We start from the raw sequence: 23,660 nt of genomic DNA, 5'->3' as shown, positions 1-23,660 counted from the left end.
AGCCGGATGCCCGGTGTGATGCGCCGGACAGAAGGTTGCAATCGTGTCTCAGAGGAGTCCGTGATGCGGCGAAAAGCTCGACAAGCCGGTGGGAGCTCTTACAGTGAGGAGGTCCGATGCCGGACGCCACTCGACCTGGGGACGCCTCACGATGCAGTGGAGCGCCACGCCACCCGGCTCCCCCTCCCCGTCGACGGCGAGTGCGCTCCACAACGACGAGGAGGATCCTCATGCGAATCGCACGACGCAGCATTGTCGCTCTCAGCCCGCTGGCCGCTATCGCGGCACTGTCCGCCTGCAGCCGTGACGGCGCCGGCGGTGATGGCGGAGCTGCCGGCACCCCGACCAAGGACCTGACCTTCGGCACCGGCGGCACCGGCGGCACCTACTACCCGCTCGGTGGTGAGCTCGCCGCCATCTACGAGGAGAACGTCGAGGGGCTCAAGGTCACCTACACCGACTCCGGCGCCTCCGTGGACAACATCGGTCAGATCCAGCAGGGGAACTGGCAGCTGGGCATCTCGCAGTCAGACACCGCATCGCAGGCTGTTGCCGGCGAGGGCGAGTTCGAGGGCGCCAAGGTCGACAAGATCGGGTGGGTCGCCGCGCTCTACCCGGAGGCCGCACACATCGTCACGCTCGCCGGCAAGGGCATCGAGACCGTCGATGACCTCAAGGGCAAGAAGATCGCCGTCGGTGACGTCGGCTCCGGCACCCGCGCTGTCTCCGATGCGATCCTGAGCGGCTACGGCATCGAAAGCGGTGACTACGAGCCCTTCGAGCAGGAGTTCGGCAGCTCCCTGGACCTCCTGCGCGACGGCAACATCGACGCCTCCATCTTCGTGGTGGGCACGCCCACCGGGTCCCTGGGCGATATCGCGGCAACCAATGACGTGACGCTGGTGGGCCTGGACAAGGCCAAGGCTGATGAGATCGCCGGCAAGACGCTCTTCGATGCGTACGAGATCCCGCAGGATGCTTACGACTTCCTCACTGAGCCGGTGATCACGCTGTCTGTCGCGGCCGCCCTGATCGCCTCGCTCGACCAGATCGACGAAGAGACCGGGTACGCGATCACGAAGGCGACCTTCGAGAACACCGACAAGATCACGCTGCCGCAGGGCGAGCTGATCAGTCACGACTACGCCCTCTTCGGGCAGGGTGACGTTCCGTTCCACCCCGGAGCAGAGAAGTACTACAAGGAACAGGGTCTCATCTGACATGAATGACGCCGCGCGAGAGAGCGCAGCCTCCTCCACCGCCGGCCTCGGGAGCATTCCCGAGGCCGGCGTGATGGATGCGAAGGCCGACGACGTTCTCCGAGAGCACGACACTGCCAGCAGGTTCCGCACCAACCCGGGCAAGATCGGCTGGGTGATCGCCGGGCTGTCCATCGCCCTGACCGTGTTCCATCTGTACACGGGCATTTTCGGCGCGAGGACCACGCTGATCCAGGGTGCCGTCCACCTGGCGGGCGCCATCTCCATCATCTTTCTTCTGTACCCGGCCTCGAAGCGGATCGACCCGACTCGACGAGGTGTGCCGTGGTACGACCTCGTGCTCTCCGCTCTCGCGCTGACGACGAACCTGTACGTCGTCTTCAACTACGACTACCTGGCCAGCAACCTGGTGCGGATCATGGGCTACAGCACCATGGACTACATCATGGCGGCGCTCGGCATCCTGCTAGTGCTGGAGGCAACCCGCCGCTGCGTGGGCCTGCCGATCGTGCTCATTGCGCTCGCAGCGATCGCCTACTCCATCTTCGGTGCGGGACTGACCTGGAAGAACTACGTCGTGGGCACATACCTGACGGCCCGCTCCGGCATTTTCGGCACCCCGATCCAGGTGTCCTCGACCTTCATCTTCCTCTTCCTGCTGTTCGCTGTCGTGCTCGTCAAGACGAACATCGGCATGTACTTCAACGACCTCGCCTTCAAGGCAGCGGGCTGGCTCACCGGCGGGCCAGCAAAAGCAGCGGTTGTGGCGAGCGGCCTGCAGGGCATGATCTCCGGCTCGTCGGTGGCGAACACCGTGGCCTCGGGATCCTTCACGATTCCGCTGATGAAGAAGTCCGGTTTCAAGCCGCGCGTCGCGGCGGCTACGGAGGCGACGGCCTCGACCGGTGGTCAGCTCATGCCGCCCATCATGGGTGCCGCAGCCTTCATCATGGCCGAGTACACCGGCATCCCGTACAACGAGATCATCATCATCGCGATCATCCCAGCGGTGCTGTACTTCGGCGGCACGATGCTGTCGATCCACTTCGAGGCTAAACGCACCGGCATCAAAGGCATCCCGCTCTCCCAGCTGCCGAGCCTGCGCTCGCTGCTCACCCGCATCGACCTGATCCTGCCGCTCGTGGTGATCGTCTCCATGATGCTCACCGGTTTCTCGCCGGCACGAGCGGCACTGTGGGGCATTGCCGTGGCGTTCGTTCTTAGCTTCGTGCGCAAGTCCACCCGACTCTCCCCGCGCGGAATCCTGGAGCTGCTCGAGGAGGGCGCACGCACCGCGTTGCCGGTAGTCGCCGCCTGCGCAACCGCAGGCATCGTGGCCGGTACCGTCACCCGGACGGGGCTCGGTGGCCGCCTGGGCGATGCGGTGGTGTCTCTCGCGGGCGATAACTTCCTGCTGGTTCTGCTGCTCACGATGATCTCGTGCCTGATCCTGGGCATGGGCCTGCCCACCACCGCCAACTACGTTGTGACGGCCACGGTGGCGGCGCCGATCCTGTACAACAACTTCGAGGTGCCGCTCATTGCGGCGCACATGTTCGTGTTCTTCTTCGGGATTCTCGCCGACATCACCCCGCCAGTGTGTCTGGCCGCCTACGCCGGCTCCGGCATCGCGAACTCGAATCCGCTGCGCACCGGTGTGACCGCGCTGCGCCTGGCGATCGCCGGGTTCCTCATCCCCTTCGTGTTCGTACTCGAACCGGCGCTACTACTCGAAGGCCCCGTGACGGACCTTCTCCATGCCCTCGTGACGCTCATCCTCGGAATGACAGCGATCGCGGCGGCGCTCGCCGGCTACCTGGTCACACGCACCACCGTGCTGGAGGTCGTACTGCTGATGGTCAGCGGCGTGATGATGGTTGTTCCCGTGTTGTGGGTGTCGCTGATCGGTATAGCGATCGCCGCAGTGGTGGTCGTGGTCCAGGTGATCCGCCGCCGCCACGGGGGCGACGGCGCCGCTACTGAGGCCCCAGCGGACGGTTCCGCCGCGCGCGTCTGAGAGTCAGGCCATCAGTCGCAGGTCCGCGCCGTCGGGCATCGCGGCGAGCATCATGGCGGAGTTGTAGGCGACGACAAGGCTGCCATCGGCGCCGACGGCGATGATGCCGCCGCTGGCATCGTGCGCAGTGAGTGACTCCTCGATCGTGTCGAGCACGGCACCGCGCAGGTCTGCGTCGGTGTAGCGCAGACGCGCGACGACATCATGGGCCACCACGCCCCGCAGGAATGCCTCGCCGTGCCCGGTGCAGGAGACCGCAGCGAGGCCGTCACGCGCATAGGTTCCGGCACCGATCACCGGGGTGTCGCCGATGCGTCCGGTCCACTGTCCGCATGTGCCACCCGTCGAGGTGGCTGCCGCGAGGCGACCCTGCGCATCACGCGCGACGGCGCCGACGGTGCCGTGCTGGTTCGTGGCCTCGCGTCGAGCCACGACTCGTTCGAGCTGAGCGCTGCGCTCGAGCGTGACGAACCAGTCGGGCTCAACGGTCTCCAGATCCCAGTCCGTCAGGGTCTCCACCGCGGGCTGCGCGATGAGGACATGCCCTGTGCGTTCCATGACGGCGCGGGCAGCGAACACGGGATGACGCGCGTGGCGGCTGCCCGCCACCGCGCCCGCAAGCCCGCCTGCCATCACCGAGGCATCGAGCTCGGCACGACCATCAGCGGTCAGGGCCGCGCCGCGTCCCGCATTGAACAGCGGGTCATCTTCCATCACGGCGACGGCCGCGCACACGGCATCGAGCGCGCTGCCACCGTCGCGGAGCACGTCTGCGCCCGCCTCATATGAGGCGCGCAAGGCCTGCTCGAAGGTGCCCTCGGGCAGGTTCTGAAACTCTCGAATCCGCCCGCCGGCACCGCCATGGATGACAAGTGCTGGGCCTGCCGCCGACGCTGTCCAGCAGGTGGTCTCTCGCGGTGGGGCGACGTTCTCCTCAGCGTGCTGCATATCGGCTCCTGATCTGGGCGCAGCCTCGGGTGATCCCCTCGGGCGCAGGATGGGCGGTGGTGTGCTCCAGGATCCCAGATGAGCGACCGCGCTGTTCACACTCTGGCGAAACCTGCGCCATGTCGCCTCGGCTACGCCGGATCACACCGGAGCCCCGGGCGTGTCGTTCGTCGGACCCCTCACCTAGCCTCCCGACAATGGCGCAGGAAGACGTGGCGCCAGGCACGACGATGATCGGGAAGAGGCCATCTACATGTCGCAGAGCATCACCGAGGCGCAGGCATCCGAGCAGACCCGCCGACAGCGCGACGCCATCCATACGGCGCTGGTGCGCGCTCGCCCCGAGCTGGCTGGCCGCATCGAGCAGGGCCCCAGTGGCGCGCTGCTGATCCCCCTGCCTGGCGGGCGGGGTATCGAGATCGGCCGCATGCGCCGCGCGGGCCGGTCACGGTGGGTGGTGGTGCATCCCCACGCTGGACGTGCCGCCGTGAGTGAGGCGGCTGGTCCCCTCGATGCGTCGCGGCGCGCCATGCACGCCCTGGACGAGGTGGGACACCGCCCGGTCACCTGAACGGTGCTGGCCCGACCGGCAGGCCCATGTCACCGGCGGAATCCCGGTTCAGTCTGTGCGCGGCGGGACCGCCGTTCAGGCTGTGCGCGGCGGGTCGACACTCAGTCTGGACGCGTGGATCGCCGGTCAATGTGCGCGCGGCACGCTCACGTCCACAAGCGTGGGCAGGTGGTCGGATGCTTCCCGCAGACGGTCGGCGGCAACGGTGCGGGTGCTGGTGACGGCGTGCGCCTCATGGACACGGATCCCGTCCGTTACGAGCACCGCGTCGATGCGGCGCTGCGGACGGCGCGCCGGGAACGTCAGTTCACTTTGCGGTGCCGGATCGCGCAGCAGCGGCTCAAGCAGTGTGCGCGCCGCCCCCGTGGCCTCTTCGTTCAGGTCGCCACCGGCGATCACAGGGCACCCCGCGCCCCGCACCAGTTCCGCCAGGTGCCGGGCATGGGCGAGCCGGTTCGGCTCCTGCAGAGCGAAGTGGATGGAGGAGACAACCACCGCACCACCGCCCGGCACCGATAGTCGCACCGCTGCCACCCCTCGCGGATACGTGGAATTCATATCCGTGATCTGCTGGCGCACCGCATGCATGCCGCGGCGGATCACCTGCGCCGCGGCCCGCTCGCCAGCGAGGATCGCAAGCCCCCGGCCACCGGCGCCACCCACGAGCACATCCATGCCCACCTGCGAGGCGAACCAGCGCAGACGGACCGTCGGCAGCACGAAGCGGGGAGCCTCCTGCATGAGCAGCACGTCCGGGTCGAGGTCACGGATCGCGTCGATCGCTGCGCGCAGATCACCACGCAGCTCCCATAGGTTCCAGGCGAGCACCCGCAGCGCGCGGGGATCTCGAGCAGTCATCACACCTCCTGGGCGGGGTCGAGCACACGTCGGGCCAGCCCCACAAGCTCAGTCAGTTCATAGCCTGGCCAGCCGAAGAGGGCACGCCGCCACTCGGGCGGCACTGCCTTTGGTCCCAAGGCCGCGCCGATCAGCGCCCCGGCCACGCAGGCAACCGTGTCCGTGTCGTATCCGGTGCGTACGGCGTTCTCCAGCACACGAGAGAGCATCTCCCGCTGGGCGAACTTCCCTTCGGGGACCGGCAGCTGCAAGGCAATGGAGGACCAGGCCGCCTGGAAAGCACCCACCACCCAGCCGTTGCGGCGGAACGTGGTCGGCGGCGCCGACTCAGCCTCTTCGATGCGTGTGAGCCAGGCCCCGGCCCGTTCAGCATCGAGGTGCTTGAGGCCAACACGCACGTCGAGTTTGCCGCTGAGAATGGCGTGCCGAACCGCCATTCCCCACAGGATGCTCGCCTCCGTGGCGTCCCGGTGCACATGAGTGAGCCGACAGATCGTGTCGATCGTGCGGACCGCTTCAGCGTCGGTGCGGCTCAGGCTGGGCAGCACACTCGCGTACGTGCGCATCAGCGCACCGTTGCCGGCCACGAGTGGCAGCTCCTCATGGGCGCTGAGGGCCGCGGCACGGAAGTCCTCAGCGCGCGGGGCCTGGTGCCCGTTCTCGAGGGCCCGGGCTGCGGCTTTGCGCATGACAGTCGAGGTCAGGGCACCGATATCGGGGGTGCCCAGCGACCACGTGTACCAGTCACGGGCGATCTGGTCCTGGGCACTGTCGGCCAAGAGATCATGGTCAGGATGCGCGGCGGCCGCTTCCAGCACGACGATGGCCAAGGATGTGTCGTCGGTCCATTCTCCGGGCTCCCAGTCGAGTACGCCTCCACCGGTCATCTCCACGTCATCGGAATCCGCGATCGGCGCCAGGAATTCATACGGGGCGCCCAGTGCATCACCGGCGGCGGCAGCGACCACAGCACCCAGCGCCCTCTCGCGCTGACGCTCCGTGAGCGCCGCAATGCGCCCGGTCGTGCCCTGATCCATCACGGACCTATCGTTCCACACCGGCGGATGAAAGGTTTGCGCTCTCGGGTGTGGCAAACCAGGCAGTGGCGGCTCAGCGTCGTGACGCCATGCACGGCACAGCGTCGTGACGCACAGCGCGGCCATCGGCACAGCCCACGTGGCGACTACCCTGGAGGGGTTCGACCGAGGAGAAGAATGACCACCACCGAGGGTGCGCCCTGCTGCGCCGACCACGACCACACCGGGCACGATCATGCGCCGTCGGGCGCCGATCTCGTCCAGGGACTGATCCGCGGGCTATCGCTGCTGGCACTGCTGATCCCCGTCCTGGCCCTCGCATTGGTGCTCGCATCACTTGCTGCTGCCCCCACCACACCACTGCCGCTGCTGGTGGGACTAGCCGTGGGCGGCTTCCAGCTGCTGTTCACACTGATCACAAGCCTGGTGGTGACGCGGATGCGGGTGCGCCTGGTGGTGAACCCGGGCCTGCTCGCCTTCCGCTCCGGCATCGAAGAGGCGCTGCGAGTCGGGGCCGTGCTGCTCGCGTACGTGCTGTGGCCGCTTGAGGATCGCGGCCCACTGGGCCTGTGGGTCGGGCTCGGAGCGGCTCTGGCGTGGCTTATCGTCGCCACAGTTCAGACCATCTCCACGCGGCGCCGCCTGGCCACTCCATCACTGTGGGGGAAGGAGGCAGTGGCGACCCTTCTCACAGAGCGCGTCTCCGCCCGCTCCACCGTGCTGATGCGTCTGATCGACGTTCTGGCCACCGCGCTGTTCCAAATCGGTGCGACGATGCTCGTGTGCCTGGCGCCGATGATGGTGATCGGCACGTTCGTGCTGTCGTTCGCCTCGTCCATGGCCACGCTCATGCTGCAGCGCCGCTCCCCCGCAACACGCTCGCGCTCCGCCTGGGCGTATGCGCCACTGGCTCTGGGAGCGCTCACGCTCGCCCTCGCCCTCCTGGGCATGACCACCGCCTGACCATCTTTCCGTGCGAAGGAGATCACTGTGACCACCGCCGATGCCCGTTCCCGCTCCGGACTCGACCTCAGCGCCGTCGATGATTCGATCCGCATCCAGGATGACCTGTTCGGACACGTCAACGGCCGCTGGCTGGCTGAGCACGAGATCCCGGCGGATCGTTCGAGCGACGGCGAGTTCCATCGCCTGCGTGACCTGTCGGAGCAGCGCGTACGCGAGATCGTCGAGGAGTGCGCCGCCCGTGGTGGGGACGCCACCGGCGCTGACACGGATGCGCAGGCGATCGCTGCGCGGCGCATCGGTGCGCTGTACACGATGTTCATGGACACCGAGCGCATTGAGCAGGCTGGCTCGACCCCGCTTGAGCCCTTGCTGGAGCAGATCCTCAGCGCCGACGATCACGAGGCCATCACCCGTGTCATGTCCTCGCCCGAGTCCGGCACCGGGCTGCTTGCCGCCTACGTGTGGACCGACGACAACGACTCCACGGCCTACCAGGTCAAGCTCCACCAGTCCGGCCTGGGACTGCCGGATGAGTCCTACTATCGCGAAGACAGCTATGCGCCGATCCGGCAGGCCTACGAGCGGCATCTGGCTGAGCTCGCTGAGCTCGCGTCCCTGCCGGGCCGCACCGGGCTCGTGATCGGCTCCGCTGCTGACCAGGCGCGCGCGGTGATGGATTTTGAGACCCGTCTGGCGGCCTGCCACGTGGATGTGGTGCGGGTGCGCGACCGCGCGGCATCGAACAATCCGATGACCGATGCGCAGCGGCGCGACCTTGCGCCGCGTCTGCCCTGGGACGCGTTCGTGGCGGGCACGGGGGCGGATCCGGCTGTGTTCGAACAGGTATGCGTGAGTCAACCGGAGTTCGTTCGCGCCGCCTCCGACCTGTTCGCCGACGAACCGGTGGACGTGCTGCGCACGTGGCTTGCGGTCCATGTCGTCTCCTCGTACGCGCCGTATCTGTCGCAGGCCTTCGTTGACGCGAACTTCTCCTTCACCGGGAAGGTGCTCTCCGGCGCGGAAGAACTGCGTGAACGGTGGAAGCGCGGCGTCGGCTTCGTCGAGACCCTCGTGGGTTTCGATGTGGGGCAGCTGTATGTGGCGCGGCATTTCCCGCCGGAGCATAAGGAGCGCATGGCGCAGCTGGTGCAGGCGCTGCAGGAGGCGTACCGCGCGTCGATCAGCGAGCTGACCTGGATGACGCCGCAGACCCGTGAGCGCGCGCTGGAGAAGCTGGGGCGCTTCACTGCGAAGATCGGCTACCCCGAGCAGTGGCGATCCTACGACGGTCTCGAGGTGGTCGAGGGTGATCTGGTGGCGACGGTGCGGGCCGGACGTCGATTCGATGCCGCCTTCGAGTTCGCGAAGGTGGGTGGCCCGATCGACGACCATGAGTGGCATATGACGCCGCAGACCGTCAACGCCTATTACAACCCGGGCCGCAACGAGATCGTCTTCCCCGCTGCGATCCTGCAGCCGCCGTTCTTCGACGCCGACGCTGAAGATGCCGTGAACTTCGGTGGCATCGGCGCGGTGATCGGCCACGAGATCGGCCACGGCTTCGACGACCAGGGGTCGAAATACGACGGTTCCGGCAACCTCGTGTCCTGGTGGACCGATGAGGATCGCAGTGCCTTCGAACAGCGCACCAGCACGCTGATCGAGCAGTTCTCCGAGCTCTCGCCGCGGGACCTGGACGATGCTCACCGGGTCAACGGTGCCCTCACCGTCGGCGAGAACATCGGTGACCTGGGCGGACTGTCGATCGCGGTGAAGGCGTACCGCATGAGCGGCGGCGCGGATGGCCCCGAGCTCGATGGCTTCACCCCGATGCAGCGCCTGTTCCTGGGCTGGGCCACGGTGTGGCGCGGAAAGAACCGCGCGGAGGAGGCCATCCGTCGTCTGGCCACAGATCCGCATTCCCCCCAGGAGTTCCGCTGCAACACCACGGCGAGCCACCTGGAGGAGTTCCATCAGGCGTTCGATGTGCGTGACGGGGACGGCATGTACCGCGCGCCCGAGGACAGGGTCTCAATCTGGTGAGGCCCGCGCCGCCGTTCTACGTCGGCACCACCAGGCCGGGGATGGTCGGATGGAGCCGCATCGTGATCACGTTGCTCAGCGGCGCCGCATTGGTGGCGCTGATGTGGATGCGTGCGCTGCCCGGCCTTGGCCCGCTGCTGTGGGCCGTACTGGCCTTGTGCGTTCTGCTGGCGTTATGGCAGTGGATGCGGCTGTGGACGCGTTTCGTGGTGGATGACCGCGGGGTGACGGTGTCGCTGGGCGGATTCTGGCCGCAGCGCACCTGGGACGTGCACGACTTCCGCTCCGTGCAGCTGCGTGAGGTGCCCGCCTCACAGTTGGGCACCACCGTGGGCGGCGTCGGCTGGCGACGCGGATTGGTGTTCACCCCGCAGGCGGACGACCTCACGGCGGTGGGCACGGGCCGCATCCGCACCTCGGATCAACCGCAGGAGCGATACCGGATACTCGCCACGAAGGCCGGCACCATGGTGGAGATCATCGGCCGGAAGGGCGTGAACTATCTGCTCTCGCCCGAGGATCCGCAGGCAACTGCTGCCGCGGTGGATCAGGCGATCCGCGCCCGACGGTGATGCACCACGGCGACGCGCCGGCACGCAGCAACCGTGGAGTTGCTGTGCAGCAGCCGGGTCGCTGCTGTGCAGCCGCCATCGCGACCGCATCCAGCCGCTCATGACGCGCCGTGGCGCCGGGCCGTGCCCAGATCACACATCACCAGTGCACGGAATCACCGAAATCGCCACGACGTGCACGTACACTGGTGCGGTCATCCATGACAGGGGAGCACCAACGGGGTGCTGAGAGTGTGCCGACCGGCGCTGACCCTCGAACCTGATCCGGTTCATACCGGCGTAGGGAGTCGGGATTCCCGCGCAGAGTTCTGCGCGCCCCTTCCGAGTTCTGGAAGGAGAGCACGATGACATCCACCACCACCCATGACACCGACGCAGCACGCACCGGGTTCCGCACCGTCGACCTGCTGGTGACCGTCGGAATCGGCGTTGCCTTCGGTGTCGCATTCCTGGGCTACGGCCAGCTGTACACCCTCATCGACCCGCTGACGGCCGCCTTCAAACCGGCCGAGGGCATTCTGGCTGGTATCTGGTTCCTGCCCGCTGTGCTGGCCGGACTGATCGTGCGCCGTCCGGGCGCTGCGCTGCTCGCGGAGATGATCGCCGCCGTGCTGTCGATGCTGCTGGGCAGCCCGTGGGGCTGGGGCACCGCGATCTCCGGCCTCATGCAGGGCGGCGGCGTGGAGCTCGCGTTCCTGCTGACCCGCTACCGCCGCTTCACCCTGCCGGTGGCGATGCTCGGCGGTGTGCTCGCCGCGCTGCTGGAGTGGGGCTGGGAGAAGGCCGCGTACTACATGGAGATGAGCTGGCCGTATTCCCTGGCGATGCTCGCCTTCTTCCTGCTGTCCGGTGCCGTGCTGTGCGGCGTGCTGGGTCACGCTGCTACACGTGCCCTCGCGGCAACCGGTGCGCTGGATGCCCTGCCCGCCGGGCGTGAGAGGGCTGAGCGGAACCGGGTGTGATCCGGTGAGCGACGATCGCTCCCCCGTGGCTCCGCTCAGCTGGGCCACGGCGCTGAGCCTGCGCGAACTCACGTGGCGGCCTCTCTCGCGCCGGGAGCCGACGCTGGACGCCGTGAGCCTGGAGATCCCCGCCGGGCAGCATGTGCTGCTCACCGGCGCGAGCGGAAGCGGCAAGTCGACCCTGCTGCAAGCCTTGGCTGGGCTGCTCGACCCGACGGCGGGAGACCTCACCGGCAGCATGCCGGCCCCGTCCCGGCCAGGTGAGCGGGCGCTGTTGCTGCAGAATCCCGCCGACGCGCTCGTCGGCGCGAATGTGGGGCGCGATACCGCCTTCGGCCCGGAAAACGCACAGGTGGATCGCGCTGAGATCCATGCCCGGGTCGCCACTGCGCTGCGCGATGCCGCCGTCGATCTCGACACTGACCGCGACCCCCTGCAGGCCAGCGGCGGGCAGCAGCAGCGCATCGCCCTCGCCGGTGCGCTCGCTCTACATCCGGGAGTGTTGCTGCTGGATGAGCCATGCAGCATGCTCGATGCCGCCGCGGCGCAGCGGGTGCGAGCAGCCGTGCGTGATGCAGCCCGCACGCGCACGATGGTGGTGGCTGATCATGATGCGGCCGCCTGGTGGGACCACGTGGATCGGGTCATTGTGCTGGGTGAGCAGGGCCGCATCCTGCAGGACGCCGCACCGGATGCGTTACCACGCCCCGCCTCGCTCACCGCCCAGCCGTCGTCGGCCCCACCACCGGCAGCCAGCGAACAGGACCACCCGGCGGACCCGTCGGAGCCGACGGATCAGACTGACGCTCACGCCGGGCAGACTGGCCTGACACAGACGCCCACGGACAGCCCCCGCGATGCGTCCCCGGGCGCGGCCGTGCCGCCCGTGCTGACGGCCACCGATCTGAGCGTCGGCACCCGGCGTCGGCGACGCCGTGGCCGCGACCCTCAGGCGCGCGTGCTCCTGACGGGCCTCAGCCTCGCCCTCCAGCCCGGGCAGATGCACGTGCTCACCGGACCGAGCGGCAGTGGGAAGACGAGTCTGCTGCGTGTACTGCTCGGCCTCGATGCCCCGCTCAGCGGAGAGATTCAGCGCCCGGATCCTGCGCAGCTCGCGTTCGTGCCGCAGAATCCTGAGCACTCCTTCGTCGCGCCGACAGTCCGGGAGGAGCTGCTGGCCTCACGGTGGGCTGACGATGAGCAGCGCGCCAACGAGCTGTTGCATGCGACGGGGCTGGATGGTCTTGCCGCCGCGAACCCCTACACGCTCTCCGGCGGTGAACAGCGGCGCCTGGCGATCGGGGCGGCCCTGGCCTCTGCCCCGCGGCTGCTGGTGCTCGACGAGCCGACGGTCGGGCTGGACGCGCAGCGCTGCGCCGCGGTCCTCACCCTGGTGGAGCAGGCGCGGGCACAGGGCACGGCGGTGGTCGTCGCCTCCCACGACCCGCGCCTTGTACCGCTGGCGAACCATGTCATCACGTTGGGCGATGCCGAATCCGAGGGCATGGCTCCCGCGCTTTTCTCAGCACCGCGCAACGGGTTCCCCTCCCCCACGCAGGAGCCCCGGCGCCAGGTAGTGCCAGTGGTGCACCGCCCCGTGATCCCCGCGGATCGTCTGAATCCGCTCACCCTGTGCCTGATCGGGATTCTGGGCGCAGCCGGGTCCTTCGCGGTGCAGACCTGGCAGGGCGGTGTGCTCGCCCTGGTGCCGATACTGCTGCTCGCACCGCTGACCGTGCGCAGCCTTGGCGGTGCTCTACTGAGGCTCACCCCCGTGCTGCTATCCGCGGCGAGCCTCGCGTGGACCACCGCGCTGCTGGGGGCTGAAGCCTCGCTCTCCGGTGCCGCGTGGCTCGTGGGCCTCAAGGAAGCCTCACGGATCACGGTGTTCGTCGCCCCCGGCGTGCTCACGCTGGGAGCTCTCGACCCCACAGCGCTTGGCGATGCCCTGGGGCAGCGGCTGCGCGCACCAGCGCGACCTGTCGTGGCGTCGGTGGCGGGACTGGTCCGTGCCAGCCAGCTCGACCAGCAATGGCAGGTGATTGTGCAGACCCGTCGGCTGCGCGGCCTGGGGAGTGGGCGCTCGGTGCGCCTGCTCGCCTCCGCCACCCTTGCCCTGCTCGTGCAGAGTCTGCGCGGCGCTCAGCAGCAGGCGCTCGCCCTGGACTCCCGCGGATTTGCCACTGCCCATCAGCGCACCTGGGCGCTGCCAGCCCCGTTCCGGGCGGCCGACGTGGTGGGCATCCTGATCGGCGTGCTGCTGCTCGTGTGGCCGCTCACCGCCCAGATGCTGGTGCTGTGAGCGGCCCTGCCCCGTAGGCTGAACGCATGGATGCCGAGGATGTCGATCTACCCGCTGATCAGCTTCAGGACGCGGTGGTGGAGCTCGCCCATTCGATGCTGGACATGGCCCGCACCGGGGACGCTGCCCGTCTTCTGCCGCTGGTGGACCAGGGTGCCCCGGTGGATATGCGCTCCGCCGACGGGAACTCGATGCTCATGCTCGCCGCGTACCACGGGCACGCACAGCTCGTGCGGGAACTCGCGCGACGCGGCGCCGACGTGGACCTCATGAATGACCGCGGCCAAACCCCCTTGGCGGGTGCCGTGTTCAAGGGGTTCAATGATGTGGTCGAGGAACTGCTGGACGCGGGGGCTGACCCGGATCTGGGCACGCCATCGGCGCGAGAGTCGGCGGTGTTCTTCCAGCACCAGGCGATCGCCGCCCGTTTCCCGGAGCCGACGGGCCCCGTGGACTGAGCCCGCGCTGCGGTCAGCGTGGGTGACGGAACCGCATCGGCACGTGCTCGATACCCGCTTCGAGAAAGAGCTCGCCCACAGTCTCGTACCCCATCGACTCGTACCACGTCTCCAGGTAGGCCTGGGCGTCGATGTTCACGTCCTGCTCGGGCGCGACCTCATGGGTGACGTCGAGGGCGGCGCGCATGATGCGGCCGCCGTATCCGTCGCGCCGGTACTCCTTGCGCACCGCGAGGCGTCCGATCCGCATGGAGCCGTCTTCCTGGCGCATCACACGCACCAGCGCCACCGGTTCGCACTGAAGCCCAATACTTGCCGCGAAGTCGGTGGGCCGTTCGATCCACAGCAGTGTGGTGGTGTCCTCGAACTCACGGCCGTCCAGGTCAGGGTCCGTGGCGCCCTGTTCGAGCGTGAACACGTCCTGACGCAGCTTCGCCAGCAGATACACGGTGCACGGGTCGATGTCCCGCAGGTGTGCGCGCCGCAGCACAGCGCCCGTGTCCGCGTCCGGGGCGGACGTCTCGGGGTGGATCACCGTCTCGTGCACAGGAGGCTCCGATCATGGGGACGAACGAGAGACACAGGGACGATCGAGATAACGCAAGGCAGCCCGTGCGGCTCGGCTGCAGCTGCCCGCACGGTACTACGGGCTCGACTCCGACGGGAGCGCCCAGTCGGCGGCCGGATTCTCGCGGCTCCACCCAGCGCGACGTGACCGCACCGTCTGGCAGCGCGGACACCAGAACACCGTGCGGCCCGCCATATCGGTGCTACGCACCGTCGTGCCGCACACCCGGCAGGGCAGGGTCTGGCGGTGGTACACGTAGAACGACTTCTCGCGCGGCACGACGTTCGGGTCCTCGTCCCCGTTCTGGCGAGTGCCACGGGACCGCTCGACGATGCGGGCCTCCACGTCGCGATGTTCCACCTGGCAGGTCACGATCCGCCCGGTGCGGGCGCCGTACGCCATGAGCACGCTGAGGTCCTCCCAGATGCCCTCGAGCATGCCGCGGCTCAGGTCGGTGCCCGGCACCCACGGGTCCAATCGTGCACGGAACAGCGCCTCAGCTCGATAAATGTTTCCCACCCCGGCGATCACCTGCTGGTTCATGAGCAGGGTGCCGATGGCGGTGCGGGAGCGGCGCACCCGCTCCACGAAACGCGCAGGGTCAGCATCCTCACGCAGAGGGTCGGGGCCGAGCCGGTCCAGCAGAGCACGGCGGCCGTTGGCGTCCAGCACCTCGCAGGCGGTGGGCCCGGTGAGGTCCGCGATGCCGTGCTCGCCGCGGATACGTAGCCGCACCGTGTCGCGTGGTGCACGCTCACGCCAGGCAGCACGCCCGGTGACCGCCCCGTCGGCCGTGTCCCGCCTTTCAGACCCCGTGCTGCCGGCTGCGTCAGCGTCGGTCTGCGCCTGCTCACGCTCACCGACTCGTACGCGCGGCGCACCGATCGCATGACCGAGGGCGAAGCCGGGATCCCCCTCGAAGGTCCACGAACCGTACAGCCCCAGGTGCACATGCACCCATCGCACAAGGGGCGATGTGATCGGCACGTCAGCGTCGGGAGCGAACTCCAGCAGCAGGTGTTTGCCGGCGGCCTCAACGGCGCGCAGCACCTCGCCGTCCAGCAGCGCCGCATCCGTGAAACGGCCCTGCGGACTCGAGGTGCGCACGCGCTGGCCAGCGAACCCGCTGCGGAAAGCCTGAGCCAGCCGGTGAACGGTGTGGCCCTCGGGCATCAGTCGGCGTCGGAACCCGAGTATGTGCCGGTGCTCTCGTACTCGGCGATCAGGTCGATACGCCGCTGATGGCGCACCTCGCCGCTGAACGGCGTGCTGAGGAACACCGTCACCAGCGTCTCCAGCTCCTCCTCGGAATGCTGCCGGGCGCCAATGGCGATCACGTTCGCATCGTTGTGCTCGCGAGCCAGACACGCGGTCTCCTCATTCCAGACGAGCGCCGCGCGCACTCCGCGGACCTTATTCACCGCGATCTGTTCGCCGTTGCCGGAGCCGCCGATCACGATGCCGAGCGAGTCCGGCTGCGTCACCACGGCTTCCCCCACGGACGTGCAGAACGGCGGGTAGTCGTCGTGCGCGTCGAAGGTGTGGGCACCGTGGTCGGTGACCTCATGGCCCTGGGCGGTGAGGACGTCGACAAGACGATTCTTCACCTCGAAGCCAGCGTGGTCCGTGCCGATATGGATGCGCATGCGTGTGCCGTTCTTTCCGCTCAGTCGTGGGCGACGCTGGCGTCGCCCACGAGGGGTCTGGGTGATCAGGAGAAGTCGATGCCGCCGGTGCGGGAACGCTTGAGCTCGTAGAAGCCCTCCACGCTGGACATCGCCAGCAGGCCGTCGAGGAGTCGACCGGCGTCCTCGCCCTTGGGTGCCGGGGAGATGACAGGCCCGAAGTATGCGGTGCCGGTGCCGAAGGAGATCACCGGGGTGCCCACATCGTCGCCCACCAGGGAGATGGCGCGTTCGTGCGCGGCCCGCAGCTGGGTATCGGTCTCGTCTGCGGGCACGGGGTCGTAATGCTCCATGAGCTCGAGCGGCAGGCCGACGGCCTCAAGAGCCTCGTGGGCGACTGCGCGGCGGTCATGGTTCTCGCCGACGTGGTAGCGCTCGCCCCAGGCGGTGTACCAGTCAGAGAAGGCGTCGGGACCGTGATCCTCGGCAACGCGCACCCCCACACGGGCACAGCCCCACGCATCGTCGATGTGCGCACGGTAGCCGGGATCCAGGTCGCGGCCCTCGTTCAACACAGCCAGCGACATCAGAGAGAAGCGCGGGGTGATCTCCCGTACGGCGGCTGCGTGGAGCAGCCAGCGGCTGGTTATCCAGGCGAAGGGACAGGTGGGGTCGACGAACAGCTCGACGGTGCGCTCGCTCACCAGGTCACTCCTGATCTCTCGGGGACATCTGCTCCATTGTGGCACCGTTGCGCCGACGGCGCAGGCTGCATGCGCACCGAGCCGTACGGGCCGGCTTCGGCCCCGGCATGCAGCACCTCTCGAGCCCGCCACGCCGCACACGGCCAGGCACCGGAAACCGTCATCCTGCGCGACGTGACGCGCGCGACGCGTAACTCCTAAAAAATGCGTTGCCGTGCCCGGTCACTGACCGATTGGATGGAGCGGTGCCCCTGTTCTCACCCTTCCCCCGCCGCGCGGAGAAACTGAACGCACCCGCGCCCGAACCCCGCCCCGGCGTCATGCGCTCCATGGTGCGCAACAACCGCAGGATGCTCTCCTGGGTGCTGCCACTGTCCGTGCTCACCGAGGGCGGCGACATGCTCGTACCCGTCGCTCTGGGTCTGATCATCGACCGCGGCATCGTGCCGGGGAGCTTCACCGTCACCGTCCTGGGCGTGCTCGGTCTCGTGCTCATGCGCCTGGTGCTGATGTGGATCTGGATCCGCACATTCATCGCCTCGCAGCAGGGTGTGCTGTTCGAGCGCCACCGGCTGCGGGTGGCCGTCACGGGCGCTGTGCTGGATCCCCGCTCCCGCGCGATCGATCGCCCCGCTGGTGAGGTGCTGTCGATCTCGACGTCCGATGCCGATAAGGCCTCCGACCTGCTGGACATGCTCCCGTGGGTGGTGCCGTCGATTATCGCGGTGCTGGGCGCCACAATCTGGCTGACCGTGCTGGATGCGTGGCTGGGGCTCGCCATGCTGCTGGGCATCGTGGTGATGGTGCTCGTGATCCGCGTGATCACCCCGACCCTGTCACGGCGTTATGACGAGCAACAGTCTGAGGCGGCAGAAGCTGCCGCCACGGCCACTGATCTCGTACACGGACTGCGTGTGCTGCAGGGCCTTGGCGTGCAGTCCCGTGCCCGTGCCATGTACCGCCGCCGTTCCCGGATCGCGCTCAACGCCGCCCTGGTCAACGCCCGTTTCTCCGGTCTGTCCTCCGGGCTGACCACGATGGTCACCGCGATCATGCTCGCCGCCGTGGTGGTGCTGGCGAGCCTGCGCACGATCGAGGGCGCGCTGTCGATCGGTGTGCTGATCGCGGTGGTGGGGGTGGCCCGCAACGTGATGGGCATGCTGCAGGGCCTGTCCGGCGCTCCCGTGTGGTGGGCGTCGATGTCCACCTCCGCGCGTCGCGTACGGAACCTGCTGGCGGATATGGGACGCACCATCGATGAGCCAGACCTATCCGTGCGCCACCTGACCACGCAGCGCGACGATCGTGGCGACGGCGCTGGCGCGCGCACGTCCCGTCGGCCCGCAGCCGGTGGCCTTCACCTGCCGCGCCTGGAGTCAGGCACGCTGCACGGGCTCGATGTGACCGTGGCCGATGGCACCGTGGTGGCCCTCGCCTGCGCTGATGTGCGCGACGCCGACTCCGTGATCGACGCCGTCAGCGGCCGCACCGACGCAGGCGCCCTCCTAGGAGACCGCCCCATCTCACCAGAGAACCGAACCCAGCTGCGCGCGGATCTGCTCGTGGAGCCTCATGTGGTGGATCTCTTCGACGGAACGCTGCGCGATCAGCTCGCCACCCGCGTCAGCGATGACGTGCCCACCGACGGCTCGGACGACAGCTGGGCGGATGCAGCCCTGCACGCGGCGGGCGCCCAGGACCTGCTGGGCATCCTCGCCGACGGCTATGACACCCGCATCCTGGATCGCGGCGCGAACCTGTCGGGCGGACAGCGCCAACGGATCGCTCTGGCACGCGCTGTCGCAGCCGACGCCCCGGTGCTCGTGCTTCAGGACCCGACGACGGCCGTCGATGCCGTCACCGAGCAGCACATCGCCGAGGCACTCACAGCGGCCAGGCGGCAGGAGGACAGGGCAACGCTCATCCTCACCCGTTCCCCCGCCCTGCTGCATCACGCCGATGCCGTGGTGTTCGTGAAGGACGGCGCTGTGGAAGCGTCCGGATCCCACACCGATCTGATGGAGCGCACGGACTACCGGGAGATGGTGCAGCGATGACACAGCAACTGGACTGGGATCGCTCCCTCGAGGAGATCCTGGACGAGGACGCGACCGCGCAACGGCAGCTCGCTGAGCACGCCCAGCTGCTGCCGATCGCCACCCTGGGTGAGGCGATCCGCTTCGTGCTCGGGCGCCTGCGTCGCTTCTGGGCGATGACCGCGCTCACCCTGGCTGTCACGATCTCCGGGGCGATCGCTGGAGCGATCATGCCGCGCCTGATCGGTGCAGCCGTTGATCTCGTTGACTCCGGCGCGGGCAGCACCGAGATCTGGCTGCTCGGCGGGAAGATCGTGGGGCTCGGTGCAGCCCAGGCTGTGCTGGCCGCGCTCGGCTGGTCACTGGTCTCCGCGCTCGGACAGCGGATCCTCGCACAGATGCGCGAAGAGGTGATCGACCGCGCCCTGGATCTGCCGGCCCAACGCATGGAGCAGACCGGCATCGGTGATGCACTCTCCCGCGTGGCCGACGACGTCGACGTCGCCGCCCGCGCAGTGAACAACCTGGTCCCGAACCTCATCCAGCTCGGCTTCTATGTGCTGGTGACGATCGTGGGCATGGCCACGCTGTCGCCGTGGCTGCTGCTGCTCGTGCTGGTCGTCGTGCCGATGTACGCGGTCGCCGCCATGTGGTTCCTGCGCCGCACCGCCCCGCTGTACCGGCGCGACCGCATCGCCAAGGGCGCCCGCGCCCAGGGTCTGCTCTCCGCTATCCACGGCATTCCCACCGTGCATGCCTACGGCATCGAGCGTCGCGAGACTCGCCACGTGGCGGTGCTCTCCGAAACCGCCTCGATCCTCCTCATGCGGGTGATGCGCCTGGTGGGCCGCCTGATCGTGTACATCAACGTGCCGGAGAACATCGCGCTCGCGCTGGTGGTGCTGTTCGGATACCTGATGGTGCAGGGCGGGGCTCCGCTCGGGGTGGTCACCGCGGCCGCGATCTACCTGGTGTCCCTGTTCTGGCCGATGCTCGCGCTGATCTTCAACCTCGATGATGTGCAGTCCGCCGGGGCGAGCCTTGCCCGCATGGTGGGGGTGATCGACTCGATCGATCCGGCGGCCTCCCCCGGCAGCGAACGCCCTGCGGACGCATCCATCCGGCTCGAGGGAGTCTCCCACGCCTACACGGTGAGTGAGGACGGAACGGAGCGCACCGTGCTACGCCCGATCGACCTGGAGATCGACCCCGGGGAGACGATCTCCCTGGTCGGCGCCTCCGGAGCGGGCAAGTCAACGCTGGCGTCGATCATCGCCGGCACGCTCGTGCCCCGGCACGGCCGTGTGCTGCACGGCGGCGCGGACCTGACGCACGCTGATCTGGAAGCGGTCCGCGAACACGCCTCGATCGTCTCTCAGGACGTGCACGTCTTCCGTGGGCCGCTGCGGGAGGACCTCGCGCTCGCCCGCCCCGACGCCACCGACGAGGAGCTGTGGCATGCGCTGCGGATCGTCGAGGCGGACGCCTGGGTGGAGAACCTGCCGCACGGCCTCGACACCGAAGTGGGTGAGAAGGGCGAGCGGCTAACAGCGGAGCGCTCCCAGCAGCTCGCGCTCGCTCGCGTGGTGCTGCAGGATCCCGCCGTGCTGGTGATGGACGAAGCCACGGCCGACGAAGGCTCCTCGGGCGCCCGTGTGCTGGAGCGGGCCGCGATCGAGGTGGCGCGTGGCCGCACCACGGTCATCGTCGCCCACCGCCTGTCGCAGGCGAAGGAAGCTGACCGCATCCTGGTGATGGAGGACGGTGCTGTGGTGGAGCAGGGCACCCATCGGCAGCTGGTCGATCGCGGCGGCGTGTACGCGCGGCTGTGGGAAGCGTGGAGCGCGTGAGCCCCGCCCGCGTTGTGGGCTAGCACAGGCTGGCGCGGGAGGCCGGGCCCGACGTTCTCGGCGCGGATCGAGCCCGGGCACCGTGAAGCGGGTGCCCCAGCCCCGGGGCAGGATCCGGGTCCTCACTCAGCGGCGGCGCAGGAGCACCAGACCGCTGATGCCGGTGACCAGGCAGACGCTCAACGCGATGCCGGCGCCGCCCAGCGCAAGTCGCCGCGGCCAGGGGCCTCCCAGCAGCGCTGCACCGTTGCCGGATGCCCCGAAATGCGCCTCCCCCAGGTCGACGTATGTCGCCGGATCGGACTCCTCACCTGCTTCTCCGTGGGTCTGCACCGTGAGGATCAGGCGGATCGGCGCCTGCGCCTCCTCAGGCGCCTCCTGCGCGAGCTGCGGCCGTTCGACCATGACGCCATAGTCCCCCGGAAGCCAGGCCTCAGCGATATCGGTCCAGGTTGCTGATCGGTTCCCGGGCGAGACAGGAGCGGCCATACTGCCGCCGGTGACCTCTCCGCGCTCGGAGAAGCTCCACCCACCGCCGTCCACGGAGACAGGCTCACGCACCGGATTCGTCACGCGCAAAACAACCTCGCCCCCATCCTCGGGAACATCGGAGATGACCTCCATGCGCCAGCGGAGCGACTGGTCGATCCCAACCGGTAGACGCACAGCGGCCACCTGACCGGGAACGAGCTCCAGCACATAGGAGCCCTCCTCCACGGGCGTGGACGCCGCCCAGGAACGGCCCGCCGCGAGCGGTTCATCACTGACCGGCGCCGTCGGGGAAGCCGCCGTGGAGTCCTGTGCCTCCTCGAGAACCGGTTCACCGGTGATGGCTCCCGCCTTCTCCACGGCGAGCTGCAGCTCGATGGGCAGGGGCTGATCGGCTGCACGCGAGCCGGTGCGCTGAATGGAGACGAAGAGATCAGGTCCGGTGCAATGCTCGCCGATCTCCTCCGTATACCCCGAGACCGTGACCGGTCCGCTGCCGGAATCCGGTTGGCCGACTTCCGATGTGCTGCCCGACAAGCAGCTGGCGCCGGACGCGGTCAGCACGTCCAACGAGAGCGACGCGGACGGCGGCTCCTCGGGGATGCCCGTCGGGTAGCGGGGCGCGATCAGCGTGGCTGCCGCGTGGAGCCGCTCGCCTTCCTGCAGGCTCACCCTGTAAAAGCGCGTCGTGCCGTCCGAGCCGGAATCGTCCTCGCTCGTATCACCCCGCTCGAGAGTGTCGGAGTAGGTGCCCGGGGTCAGCGTCGGCGCCTGTGCCAGCGACCCGCCTCCCTCGACGGCAGGACCGTACGCCGCGTATCCCACCCCGGTCTCTGGCTCAGCGCTCGCCGGCGCCGCGAACAGCGATACCAGGGCGAGCACCACGCACAGCGCGAGGACGGGACGGCGTGAGTGACCTACCATGGCGCCTATCATGACCGATCTCATCGCGGGCCGCATAGCGCTCCTGGACCCGCTCGCCCGCGGTGCGAGCGGGTCGTTGTGGCGTGCGATCGATCAGCGCTACAACGCCATCTGCGCAGCGAAGGTCATGCGCCAGCGCGACGGCGCAGATGTGCTGCGGTTCGTACGCGAGCAGACCGTGGGCGGGTCCCGCGGGCTCGGCGAGCACCCGAATCTGTTACCGCCCTACACATGGGTGGCCGAAGACGACACGATCGTGCTGGTCATGCCCCTTATCCACGGCGGAACCCTCGCTGGCGCGATCGACCGCCACGGACCACTGTCGATGCCCCTGGTCGCGCATCTGACACGGCACCTGCTCGAGGCACTGGGCGCCATGCATGAGGCCGGCTGGGTACATCGTGACGTGAAGCCGGCGAACATGCTCCTGGACGCAACGGGCGCTGGGTCGCCACACATGCTGCTGGCGGACTTCGGCATCGCGCTGCATGAACGGGATGTACGGCTGACCGCCACCGGCATGATCAACGGCACCCCCGGTTTCATGGCGCCTGAGGCGATGGCTGGACTGACCGCAACGACGTCGGCCGATCTCTGGGCGGCGGGCGCCACGATGGCCGAGGCACTCGCGCCCACGCCGCCACGGACACGCCGTGAGCCGATGCAGCGCATCGAACCGCTGCATGAGCTGATGCATCCCGGCCTCGATGCGCACTCCCAGGCGCTGCTTCGCACCCTCGGGGCACTGCTCGATCCCGTGGCAGAGGCGCGTCCCTCCGTGCGGGAGGCCCTCGACATGCTTCCCACGACCGACGGGCCGCTGGAGGAATGGTCCCGAGCAGCTGACGGCGCGCGCTTCACGGTGCCCGATCAGGTCGAGCCACTGCAGGAAGGATCGCCAGGCTGGGGGCTTCCGGAGGTTCCGCTGGCTGGCCCCGACGAGCTTGCGCTCACACGCGGATCCCTGCATGAGCGACTGTCGGCGCGCTCACACGCTGCTGCGAGCACACGGGAGAGCCCGTCACCAACGTCGGATCCGACCGAGGCGCTGAAGAACGTTCCGACCCGGGTCTCGACTCCGCAGAGCAGTGACGGCGAAAGCGGCCTCAACAGTTCGTCCGTGCCGCATCCCTCGGCGCAGACGTCGCATCAAGACGCCGCCGGATCCGTCCCGTCGGCCCCAGTAGCGTCTGCACCACCGCCCCCTGGCAGCCCAGCGGCGCCCTTCAGCGCTCCCTTCGCGGCAGCGTCGGCACCTCAGGCACCGTCGGCGACGCCCCACAGCGCTCCTATCGCGGTCACGTCGACACCTCAGTCACCGTCGGCGGCGCCCACCGCCGGTTCACGCGGCAGGCGTCGCGGCACGGGGATCGCCCTGCTGATCGTCTCCGCCCTGGCTGGGCTCGTAAGCGCCGGACTCGGCATCGCTGCATTCACTGTGCTCTGACCTGCTCCTGGATCCGCCGACCGCGTCGGCGCTGCTGCCACGGCCAACCATCGGCGCCGCGCG

Annotated in this window: 20 protein-coding genes and 1 riboswitch; of the genes, 12 read left to right on the top strand and 8 right to left on the bottom strand. The window is 68.6% G+C overall.

Going from position 1 to position 23,660, the window contains the following annotated elements; all coding sequences use genetic code 11:
* Positions 1-230: 230 nt before the first annotated feature.
* Together C8271_RS05325 and C8271_RS05320 are read left to right on the top strand one after the other, a co-directional pair.
* Positions 231-1,220 (top strand): TAXI family TRAP transporter solute-binding subunit, encoded by a 990-nt coding sequence (locus tag C8271_RS05325; protein WP_106506433.1) that lies wholly within the window; start codon positions 231-233, stop codon positions 1,218-1,220.
* 1 nt (position 1,221) lies between these two features.
* Positions 1,222-3,237, top strand: coding sequence for a TRAP transporter permease (locus C8271_RS05320; protein WP_170957809.1), 2,016 nt, complete (start codon positions 1,222-1,224; stop codon positions 3,235-3,237).
* A gap of 3 nt (positions 3,238-3,240) precedes the next feature.
* Here the strand turns inward: C8271_RS05320 and C8271_RS05315 are convergent, their stop codons facing one another.
* Complete coding sequence (locus C8271_RS05315) at positions 3,241-4,185, bottom strand: isoaspartyl peptidase/L-asparaginase family protein (RefSeq protein ID WP_106506432.1); 945 nt, start codon at positions 4,183-4,185, stop codon at positions 3,241-3,243.
* 253 nt (positions 4,186-4,438) lie between these two features.
* Between C8271_RS05315 and C8271_RS05310 the strand changes: the two genes are divergently transcribed.
* On the top strand, positions 4,439-4,756 hold the full coding sequence (locus C8271_RS05310; RefSeq protein WP_106506431.1) for a hypothetical protein: 318 nt from the start codon (positions 4,439-4,441) through the stop codon (positions 4,754-4,756).
* A gap of 126 nt (positions 4,757-4,882) precedes the next feature.
* Here the strand turns inward: C8271_RS05310 and C8271_RS05305 are convergent, their stop codons facing one another.
* Both C8271_RS05305 and C8271_RS05300 read right to left on the bottom strand, forming a co-directional pair.
* Positions 4,883-5,614: an endonuclease/exonuclease/phosphatase family protein gene (locus C8271_RS05305; RefSeq protein ID WP_106506430.1), complete on the bottom strand. Its 732-nt coding sequence runs from the start codon at positions 5,612-5,614 to the stop codon at positions 4,883-4,885.
* Positions 5,614-6,651: an ADP-ribosylglycohydrolase family protein gene (locus C8271_RS05300; protein ID WP_106506429.1), complete on the bottom strand. Its 1,038-nt coding sequence runs from the start codon at positions 6,649-6,651 to the stop codon at positions 5,614-5,616. The genes C8271_RS05305 and C8271_RS05300 overlap by 1 nt, the downstream gene beginning before the upstream one ends.
* 177 nt (positions 6,652-6,828) lie before the next feature.
* Here C8271_RS05300 and C8271_RS05295 point away from each other — a divergent pair, with 177 nt between their 5' ends.
* The 6 genes from C8271_RS05295 (at position 6,829) to C8271_RS05270 (ending at position 13,954) form a co-directional block, all read left to right on the top strand.
* Positions 6,829-7,614, top strand: a complete 786-nt coding sequence (locus tag C8271_RS05295; protein WP_106506428.1) for a hypothetical protein — start codon at positions 6,829-6,831, stop codon at positions 7,612-7,614.
* Positions 7,615-7,641: 27 nt separating this feature from the next.
* The gene (locus C8271_RS05290) at positions 7,642-9,660 is read left to right on the top strand and encodes a M13 family metallopeptidase (protein WP_106506427.1); all 2,019 of its coding nucleotides are present in this window, start codon (positions 7,642-7,644) and stop codon (positions 9,658-9,660) included.
* 62 nt (positions 9,661-9,722) lie between these two features.
* On the top strand, positions 9,723-10,232 hold the full coding sequence (locus tag C8271_RS05285; protein WP_245920921.1) for a hypothetical protein: 510 nt from the start codon (positions 9,723-9,725) through the stop codon (positions 10,230-10,232).
* A gap of 195 nt (positions 10,233-10,427) precedes the next feature.
* Positions 10,428-10,535, top strand: a riboswitch (TPP riboswitch).
* 41 nt (positions 10,536-10,576) lie between these two features.
* Entirely contained in the window at positions 10,577-11,194 is a 618-nt protein-coding gene (locus C8271_RS05280) for an ECF transporter S component (RefSeq protein WP_106506425.1), read from the top strand.
* 4 nt (positions 11,195-11,198) lie between these two features.
* The gene (locus tag C8271_RS05275; protein WP_245920919.1) at positions 11,199-13,496 is read left to right on the top strand and encodes an ATP-binding cassette domain-containing protein; all 2,298 of its coding nucleotides are present in this window, start codon (positions 11,199-11,201) and stop codon (positions 13,494-13,496) included.
* Between the two features lie 26 nt (positions 13,497-13,522).
* A complete protein-coding gene (locus C8271_RS05270) occupies positions 13,523-13,954 on the top strand; it encodes an ankyrin repeat domain-containing protein (RefSeq protein WP_106506423.1) in 432 nt (143 codons plus the stop codon).
* A gap of 13 nt (positions 13,955-13,967) precedes the next feature.
* Here the strand turns inward: C8271_RS05270 and C8271_RS05265 are convergent, their stop codons facing one another.
* The 4 genes from C8271_RS05265 to C8271_RS05250 all read right to left on the bottom strand — a co-directional run bounded on the left by C8271_RS05265 (position 13,968) and on the right by C8271_RS05250 (position 16,851).
* Complete coding sequence (locus C8271_RS05265; protein WP_245920918.1) at positions 13,968-14,501, bottom strand: GNAT family N-acetyltransferase; 534 nt, start codon at positions 14,499-14,501, stop codon at positions 13,968-13,970.
* A gap of 96 nt (positions 14,502-14,597) precedes the next feature.
* The gene (locus tag C8271_RS05260) at positions 14,598-15,695 is read right to left on the bottom strand and encodes an Fpg/Nei family DNA glycosylase (RefSeq protein ID WP_106506422.1); all 1,098 of its coding nucleotides are present in this window, start codon (positions 15,693-15,695) and stop codon (positions 14,598-14,600) included.
* Positions 15,695-16,168, bottom strand: a complete 474-nt coding sequence (locus C8271_RS05255; RefSeq protein ID WP_106506421.1) for a ribose-5-phosphate isomerase — start codon at positions 16,166-16,168, stop codon at positions 15,695-15,697. The genes C8271_RS05260 and C8271_RS05255 overlap by 1 nt, the downstream gene beginning before the upstream one ends.
* A 65-nt stretch (positions 16,169-16,233) precedes the next feature.
* Positions 16,234-16,851, bottom strand: coding sequence for a mycothiol-dependent nitroreductase Rv2466c family protein (locus C8271_RS05250; protein WP_106506420.1), 618 nt, complete (start codon positions 16,849-16,851; stop codon positions 16,234-16,236).
* Between the two features lie 245 nt (positions 16,852-17,096).
* Here C8271_RS05250 and C8271_RS05245 point away from each other — a divergent pair, with 245 nt between their 5' ends.
* Both C8271_RS05245 and C8271_RS05240 read left to right on the top strand, forming a co-directional pair.
* On the top strand, positions 17,097-18,908 hold the full coding sequence (locus C8271_RS05245; protein WP_245920916.1) for an ABC transporter transmembrane domain-containing protein: 1,812 nt from the start codon (positions 17,097-17,099) through the stop codon (positions 18,906-18,908).
* Complete coding sequence (locus C8271_RS05240) at positions 18,905-20,737, top strand: ABC transporter ATP-binding protein (protein ID WP_106506419.1); 1,833 nt, start codon at positions 18,905-18,907, stop codon at positions 20,735-20,737. Before C8271_RS05245 ends, C8271_RS05240 begins: the two co-directional genes overlap by 4 nt.
* A gap of 126 nt (positions 20,738-20,863) precedes the next feature.
* Here C8271_RS05240 and C8271_RS05235 read toward each other — a convergent pair whose 3' ends face one another.
* Complete coding sequence (locus tag C8271_RS05235) at positions 20,864-22,150, bottom strand: hypothetical protein (RefSeq protein ID WP_106506418.1); 1,287 nt, start codon at positions 22,148-22,150, stop codon at positions 20,864-20,866.
* A gap of 10 nt (positions 22,151-22,160) precedes the next feature.
* On the opposite strand from C8271_RS05235, the gene C8271_RS05230 reads away from it, so the two are divergent.
* Positions 22,161-23,597, top strand: a complete 1,437-nt coding sequence (locus tag C8271_RS05230) for a serine/threonine-protein kinase (protein WP_170957808.1) — start codon at positions 22,161-22,163, stop codon at positions 23,595-23,597.
* Positions 23,598-23,660 lie beyond the last annotated feature (63 nt).

It is taken from the genome of Brachybacterium timonense (assembly GCF_900258505.1).
Taxonomy (GTDB): domain Bacteria; phylum Actinomycetota; class Actinomycetes; order Actinomycetales; family Dermabacteraceae; genus Brachybacterium; species Brachybacterium timonense.
Note: the sequence above shows the minus strand (reverse complement) of the source record. Positions and strands in the feature narration are given on the sequence as shown.

What these genes read in the sequence shown, in the direction of transcription:
- C8271_RS05315 (WP_106506432.1), bottom strand. Translation starts at nt 4,185, where the DNA reads ATGCAGCACGCTGAGGAGAACGTCGCCCCACCGCGAGAGACCACCTGC.
- C8271_RS05295 (WP_106506428.1), top strand. Translation starts at nt 6,829, where the DNA reads ATGACCACCACCGAGGGTGCGCCCTGCTGCGCCGACCACGACCACACC.
- C8271_RS05240 (WP_106506419.1), top strand. Translation starts at nt 18,905, where the DNA reads ATGACACAGCAACTGGACTGGGATCGCTCCCTCGAGGAGATCCTGGAC.
- C8271_RS05255 (WP_106506421.1), bottom strand. Translation starts at nt 16,168, where the DNA reads ATGCGCATCCATATCGGCACGGACCACGCTGGCTTCGAGGTGAAGAAT.
- C8271_RS05230 (WP_170957808.1), top strand. Translation starts at nt 22,161, where the DNA reads ATGACCGATCTCATCGCGGGCCGCATAGCGCTCCTGGACCCGCTCGCC.
- C8271_RS05300 (WP_106506429.1), bottom strand. Translation starts at nt 6,651, where the DNA reads ATGGATCAGGGCACGACCGGGCGCATTGCGGCGCTCACGGAGCGTCAG.
- C8271_RS05280 (WP_106506425.1), top strand. Translation starts at nt 10,577, where the DNA reads ATGACATCCACCACCACCCATGACACCGACGCAGCACGCACCGGGTTC.
- C8271_RS05305 (WP_106506430.1), bottom strand. Translation starts at nt 5,614, where the DNA reads ATGACTGCTCGAGATCCCCGCGCGCTGCGGGTGCTCGCCTGGAACCTA.
- C8271_RS05260 (WP_106506422.1), bottom strand. Translation starts at nt 15,695, where the DNA reads ATGCCCGAGGGCCACACCGTTCACCGGCTGGCTCAGGCTTTCCGCAGC.
- C8271_RS05270 (WP_106506423.1), top strand. Translation starts at nt 13,523, where the DNA reads ATGGATGCCGAGGATGTCGATCTACCCGCTGATCAGCTTCAGGACGCG.
- C8271_RS05310 (WP_106506431.1), top strand. Translation starts at nt 4,439, where the DNA reads ATGTCGCAGAGCATCACCGAGGCGCAGGCATCCGAGCAGACCCGCCGA.
- C8271_RS05325 (WP_106506433.1), top strand. Translation starts at nt 231, where the DNA reads ATGCGAATCGCACGACGCAGCATTGTCGCTCTCAGCCCGCTGGCCGCT.
- C8271_RS05320 (WP_170957809.1), top strand. Translation starts at nt 1,222, where the DNA reads ATGAATGACGCCGCGCGAGAGAGCGCAGCCTCCTCCACCGCCGGCCTC.
- C8271_RS05235 (WP_106506418.1), bottom strand. Translation starts at nt 22,150, where the DNA reads ATGGTAGGTCACTCACGCCGTCCCGTCCTCGCGCTGTGCGTGGTGCTC.